This window comes from Chitinophaga sp. (genome assembly GCF_035564935.1).
Taxonomy (GTDB): domain Bacteria; phylum Bacteroidota; class Bacteroidia; order Chitinophagales; family Chitinophagaceae; genus Chitinophaga.
On sequence record NZ_DATMTE010000251.1, the window covers coordinates 1 to 6,431 of the forward strand.

The following is a 6,431-nucleotide window of genomic DNA, read 5'->3' on the forward strand; positions in this document are numbered from 1 at the left end:
TTTATAACCATTGATTTTAATAATAAAAGGAGATGAAAGCAGGTAACTACTTCCATCTCCTTTTATCATTTATAAAAATCTCAAAAATAAAAATCAAACTAATCAGCAAAATCAGCGTAATCCTGCTCCAAGACAATTTAAAAGCGCCGAAGGCGCGCCCTACTCCCCTTTCTTAGGCGCCGGAGGCGGCATAGTAGCCTTAGGCTTGTTTTCTTTATTGTCTTTATGCTCCTCTTTTGGCTTTGCCGGGGCTGCCGGTTCCTGGCTGTCGGCGCCGGGGGTGGCATAATCGCTGACATCGCCGGAGCCATAGTCGTCTGCTGAGCCGTTACCTACGTTTTCTGATTCGGCGCCGGGTTTTACATTGGAATCGTAATTCATGTAAATATCGTCTTCACTCATATTCGGCGGCACCGGGAAATGATCATTGGAACCGATTTTCAGGGTGGGGTCCGCATATACTTTCTGCATGAAATATCCCCAGATGGGTAAGCCGGTGTTGGCGCCCTGCCCGATGGCCGTGGTGCTGAAGTGGATAAAGTTGTTTTCGCAGCCTACCCATGCACCTGCCAGTAACTTAGGTGTGTAGCCCATAAACCAGCCATCCGTGTTATCGTTGGTAGTACCGGTTTTACCGGCTATTTCGCCCTGGATGTTGAAACGGGAACGGATACGGGCTCCTGTACCGCCGGGCGCTACCACCCCTTCCATCATTTTCACCATGGTATAAGATTCTCTTTCACTGATCACTTCACGTTTTACCGGTGCAAATGTTTCAAGAATATTGCCGTTCCTGTCTTCAATACGGGTAATATAAATAGGTTTGGTGTTAATGCCCCTGGCAGGGAACATAGTGTATCCCTGCATCAGTTCATAAAGCGACAATTCCACCGCACCCAACGCAATAGCCGGGTAGGCAGGGATATCGCTGGAGAAGCCTACTTTGTTTTTGGCAAAATCGGCAAATGGCTTGGCGCCAATTTGTTTGATCAGGTAGGCGGCCACCAGGTTCAATGATTTGGCGAGCGCGCCGGCCATAGTAATGGTACCACCGGTGCTTCCCTCCGAGTTATGCGGCGTCCATCCATTGATGGAGATGGGCTCATTGGGCAAAATGGTGTTAGGCGACATACCATTCATGATGGCAAAGCAATACAGGAAAGGTTTAAAGGTAGAACCAACCTGGCGGCGGGTTTTAGCCACGTGGTCATTTTTAAAGTAACGGAAATCCGGTCCGCCTACCCAGGCTTTCACCTCACCGCTTTCAGGATCCATTGCCATAAAGCCCGCCTGTAAAACAGCGCGCATATATTTAATGGAGTCCATCGGGGTCATAGTGGTATCTATTTCATTCAGGTCCGGTTCCGTGGAGCTTTTCCAGCCAAATACCTTCATGCGCACGGGGGTATTGAACGCCCTGGCAATAGTGGAATCGTCTGCTTCATCCTCTTTCATAGCCTTGTACCGCTCAGATTCTTTCATGTACTGATCCAGGTATTTGGGCCATTTTTTCCAGACACTGCCTGTTTTTACGTCTTTTTGCGCAGAAAGCGACTTTTGCAGCACAGCCAGGTGTTTAGCCACGGCTTCCTCTGCATACAACTGCATTCTCGGGTTGATGGTAGTATATATTTTCAGACCATCGCGGTAGAGGTTATATTCAGACCCATCCGCTTTTTTATGTGTTTTACACCAACCTTTCAGTTCATCGCGCAGCACTTCCCTGAAATAAGGGGCCAATCCCTTGTTGTGGTCAATTTTATTATAGTGCAGTACAATAGGCTTGCTTTTAGCAGCTGCCGCCTCTGCCGGGGTAATAAAACCGGCTTCCTGCATATTGCTGATAACGGTGTTACGGCGCTGCAGTGCGTTTTGCGGATTCCTGCGCGGGTTATAAAGGGTGTTGCCCTTTAGCATTCCTACCAGGATGGCAGCTTCCTCAATAGATAAGTGCCCTGCATCTTTACTAAAAAAAGTCCTGGCGCCGTTTTCTATTCCATATACATTATCTCCAAAAGCTACCGTATTGAGATACAGGGTAAGGATCTCCTGTTTGGTGAAGTTCCTTTCCAGTTTTACGGCAATGATCCATTCCTGTACTTTCTGGAAGGCCCTGCCAATCGGGTTGCCGGAACGTGTTTTTCCCAGGTTATCTGATTGCAGGTTCAATGCCAGCTGTTGGGTAATGGTACTGGAGCCGCGTTTTTTACCGATCAGCAGGTAAAAAGGGATAGCCAGCGTTCCTTTTGGATCAATACCGGAATTGTCATAAAAACGGGTTTCCTCTGTTGCTATCAGCGCGTTGATCACGTTTTTGGAGATCTCATTGTAATCGCTGCTGGAACGGTCTACCTGGTAGTATTTACCCAAAATAGTACCATCGTCGGCAATAACCTCTGCGGCCAGTGCTGCCCTCGGATTTTCCAGTTCTTCCAGTGATGGCATACTGCCAATGATCCGGAAGTTAATGAGTAAAACTAACAGAACAAGTAATGCTAAGATACCAAAAGCCACCCGCCACAATATTTTCACCGATTTTTTCATGCGCTTAGTTAATTTGTTTTATGGCCAGATTTGCCCAAATTCTTTTATATGAAATAATTTATTACTATCTGTTGGCTAATTTTTTCAATAAAGTCAATACGCAATAAACAAGCCTGTTTGTGACAGTCTGACCGACAAAGCTATTTAAAATTCCAAAAATACTTATTGGGTCACATAATTATCTGTAAAAAACTTGCGGTAACCTGCCAGGTCCTTGGTACTGTTTAATAAGATGAAATTATCCCTGGAAATCACAAAGAAATTATATTCTGTAGGCCTGATCCGGGGGATGATATTCGAGGCGGCTTCATCGCGGATCTCATCGAAGTAGGCCAGGGCCTTGTCTTCATTAGGGAAAAGCCGGAATATCAGCATCACATCATTGGGAGTGAGCACAAAACTGCCCACTTCAATTTTATCTGTTGCGTGTTTGGCGGCATTATACCGGGTAAACTGGTTAAGTCCTTCGTCCATCAGTTCTTTAGACACACGCTGGAAGGAAAGCACCACAAAAAACGGGTTATCGGCTGTTAATTTATAGGGTGTAACCGGTTTGGGCGGCGCCACGGTAGCCATTGGGGCGGGTAAGTTGCCGGTTACCCCGGCCGCTATTTTAGCGGAATCTGCCGGCGCTTTTGCCGTATTGACCCTGTCGGCCAGTACAGGCTGCGGATTTTGCCAGGGGTAGCGCATGGTAATGTCTTCATCCAGCAATACGCCGTTGGCGTCTTTTTTCCTTACCTCCAGTTTGGCGAGGTAATCGGCCAGTTCGGCGCGGTGGTTCAGGGCATCCATGAGGGCCTGGGCCTGGTTACGCACAGGCTCATCAGCCGCGTATTTGGTGAGCACGGCCTGTACTGCCTTCCGCGACAGCTGCAGGGTGTCTCCGGCACGCAGGCTGTCGACAGCGAACAGGGTATCTGTTTTTACGATCAGCATAGCTTCCAGCAGGTCAAATTTAGGCTGCAGGAAATTGATACCGAAGGTGCTGTCGGCCTGTTTTTTCATGGCCATGGATTCCGCATAATTACCCTGGCGGAAGGCTTCATAAGCAGCGTCATAGGCGGCGCTGATCTCCTTCTTTTTCTGGGCGTCAATATCTCTCAGCCCGCCGGAGCGGATGATGTCTGCAAAATTGGTATTACCGTACTGGTTCAGCACCATTGCTTTATAGTGATTGGCCTGGGCAGTATGATTTTGTTTCCCATGCCACACATACAGGGAATATAATACCTCCGGTTTACGCGGATGATCCGGGAAGAGGATCAGCAGGGAGTCGTAGGTTTCTATGCCAAGGGAATAATTTTCCAGCTTATCATAGTACAGTTTACCCAGGTCGAACCAGGCGTCCTGCACTGCTTTTTTGGATGCCGCCAGTTTTTCCGGTGTGAGTGGCAAACCCGCTGCCAGCGATTCCGTGCTGATGCTGTCTGCCGGTACTTCCCCCAGGGTAACGGATTTTGTTTCTTCTGTTATTTCTATAGGACCACCGCTATTGGTGGCATTTACCACGCCATTCTGGCTGCGGCGCCAGTTATCTACGGGCTGGCGGCTGCCCCACCTGCGTTTAAATTCCGAGTAACCGGCCGATTTACTGGCCGCGTTGTAGAAGTACCAGTCGCCTGCTTCCTCTTTCGGCGAATAAGCGGTGCCTCCCCCGCTCATGCTGAAAGCGGCAGGATTCTCCCGGGGATTGGCAGCGGCCAGTTTCTCTTTCTTTTTCTTTTCGGCAGCTTCACTTTCCATGGCAGCCACCATTTTTGACAACACAATGTTCCGGTCCGACGGGGACATGGCGGCTAACTGTTGCAGGCTGTCTTCCCTGTGAATGGTTTCCAGCCGGACTACCACTTCCGAGAGTACATTTTTGCGTGTTTCCACGGTAGATGCGTCCACAAAATCTTTTGTCATCACGCCGGCGGTGCTGTCATAATATTTTTTTGCTTCCGTGTAATTACGCAGGTCGTAGTAAATATCCGCCATGCCTTTGTAGGTAATAGCGCGTTGCATGAGGTTATCACTGGGTATTTTCAGTGATTGCTTCATATAATTAAGAGAAGCCTCCGGGTGGTCGGGGTATTCAAGTACTCCCATGGTGTAATAGATCCCGTCGCGGAAGCGCTCGAACCGCTGCTTCCTGAGCATGCGGCGGAGCCCTGAAATGCTGGCGGCCACATTACCGGTAGTTTGGGCATTGGTTCTGGCAATCTGTAAGCGCGCCTGGAAGTCCATCATAGGATCAGGTTTCATGCTGATCACGGTACGGAACTGGTCCAGTGCGGAATCCGGGTGTTGCTGCTGCAGGTAGAGCTGGCCGAGTATATACGACATCCTGGCTTTGGCTACTTTGTCGTGGCTTTTATCGATAGCCACTTTCAGCGGTTCTATTGTTTCGGGGTATCTTTTCTGGATATAATGGCTGTAAGCGCGTACTTCCGCCAGGTCGCCATCGAGGCGGTGCGGGAAGTTCGGATCCGTGTTGAGGATGTTAAGCAGGGCCTGTACTTCATCATATTCCTTTTGTTCCAGCAGGGTACGGGCTCTCCACAGGAAGGCGTCGTTACGTGCTTTGGTATGTTTGAGGCGGCCGAAGGGGCCTTTTCTCTTTTCTTTGGTGGCGATAGAGATCTGGTCATTTTCGTGCGCCCCTACTACTGTTTTGTATTCCGACTTCGTTTTCGGGGCGAAGGCGATGTTAATATACTGGAATGTTTTATTGGCATTTTCAAGATCGCCTTCATAGAAGTAGGCACGGCCCATGAGCAGGAAACAGTCGTCGATCCATTTACCGCGGGGATCGTGCAGCTGGATGGCCATGCTTGTTTTATCGATAACGGAGTCCAGTTCCCCTTTGCTGAAGCCCTGGCTCTGTAAGCTGAACGGGTAAAACGGCAGCAGGATGTTATAGTTATCCTGGCCATCGCGGTTAGCGGTTTTCACCACCCTGTCGAGCTTCACCCTGGCATGAAAGTAATAATTGAACCGGGTAGCCATGTTTTGGAAGAATTGTCTTTTCCAGGTCCATTTCTTTTTTTCCAGCATCACTTCTGAAGGGGGACGGCGATCCTGTACGCGTTGCTCACGTGGTTTAAAAAGGGGCTTGGCAACAGGTCGTTGTTGCTGTTTATTGGGGGCCTGGCCCTGGGAATTTGTTTGCTGAGGCCGATTTTGAGGCTTATTTTGTGCCCGGGCAGCCGGCAAAACCAGGCAAAATGACAATATTATTATTCCCAGATACTTTAGTAGCAGTTTGATGCAATTCATGGATGCCAGGGTGTATAGGCTAAATATATATAACTTACAGTTTGAAAAAATATTTTAAAGATAGGATAAAATAGTTGATTGAATATGAGTGCGGGAGAAGTGTTGCTGACTTTTTTCCAACAGCGGATATATTTTAATCTGCTGGTTTTCAAATAAAAATCTCTCTTTCTGCCGGTAATCCGTAAAACACTGTTTCCTATTTTACAATAATGATTAACTTTAGCGCGCCTTAAAATAAACAGTGTTCTTTAAGAAGTATCACAAAACATGGCCAGGAAGGGTAATAAAAGCAACAGACGAAATCTCGAAAAACTGAGTCATAAATACCGTCTGGTAATTATGAATGATGATACCTATGAAGAAGTGACCTCGTTCAAACTATCCCGGATGAGCGTGTACATTGCCTTCAGCACCCTTTTTGTGTTACTGGTAGCCATTACAGTAGCTACAGTAGTGTTTACGCCTTTGCGGTACTACATACCTGGCTATGGAGATCTGAAGCAGCGGAAAGAATTTATTCATCTTAAAATGAGGGCTGATTCGCTGGAAACCGCTATCAATGCCCGCGACCAGTATCTGAACAATATCAAACAAGTGATAAACGGCGACTTTAACGGGAAAGT

The 6,431-nt window shown here is 47.8% G+C and carries 3 protein-coding genes; 1 reads left to right on the forward strand and 2 read right to left on the reverse strand.

The genetic code is table 11. The features are described from left to right. Positions 1 to 159: 159 nt before the first annotated feature. Positions 160 to 2,544, reverse strand: coding sequence for a penicillin-binding protein 1A (locus VN105_RS06560; RefSeq protein WP_325639110.1), 2,385 nt, complete (start codon positions 2,542 to 2,544; stop codon positions 160 to 162). Positions 2,545 to 2,706: 162 nt separating this feature from the next. After that, positions 2,707 to 5,808 (reverse strand): hypothetical protein, encoded by a 3,102-nt coding sequence (locus VN105_RS06565; protein WP_325639112.1) that lies wholly within the window; start codon positions 5,806 to 5,808, stop codon positions 2,707 to 2,709. A 267-nt stretch (positions 5,809 to 6,075) separates the two neighbouring features. Between VN105_RS06565 and VN105_RS06570 the strand changes: the two genes are divergently transcribed. Further along, positions 6,076 to 6,431, forward strand: a 356-nt coding sequence (locus VN105_RS06570) for a hypothetical protein (protein WP_325639114.1), incomplete at its 3' end; no start/stop codon positions are given.

Excerpts from the sequence above, each read along its gene's own strand:
- VN105_RS06560 (WP_325639110.1), bottom strand. The coding sequence starts at position 2,544 with ATGAAAAAATCGGTGAAAATATTGTGGCGGGTGGCTTTTGGTATCTTA.
- VN105_RS06565 (WP_325639112.1), bottom strand. The coding sequence starts at position 5,808 with ATGAATTGCATCAAACTGCTACTAAAGTATCTGGGAATAATAATATTG.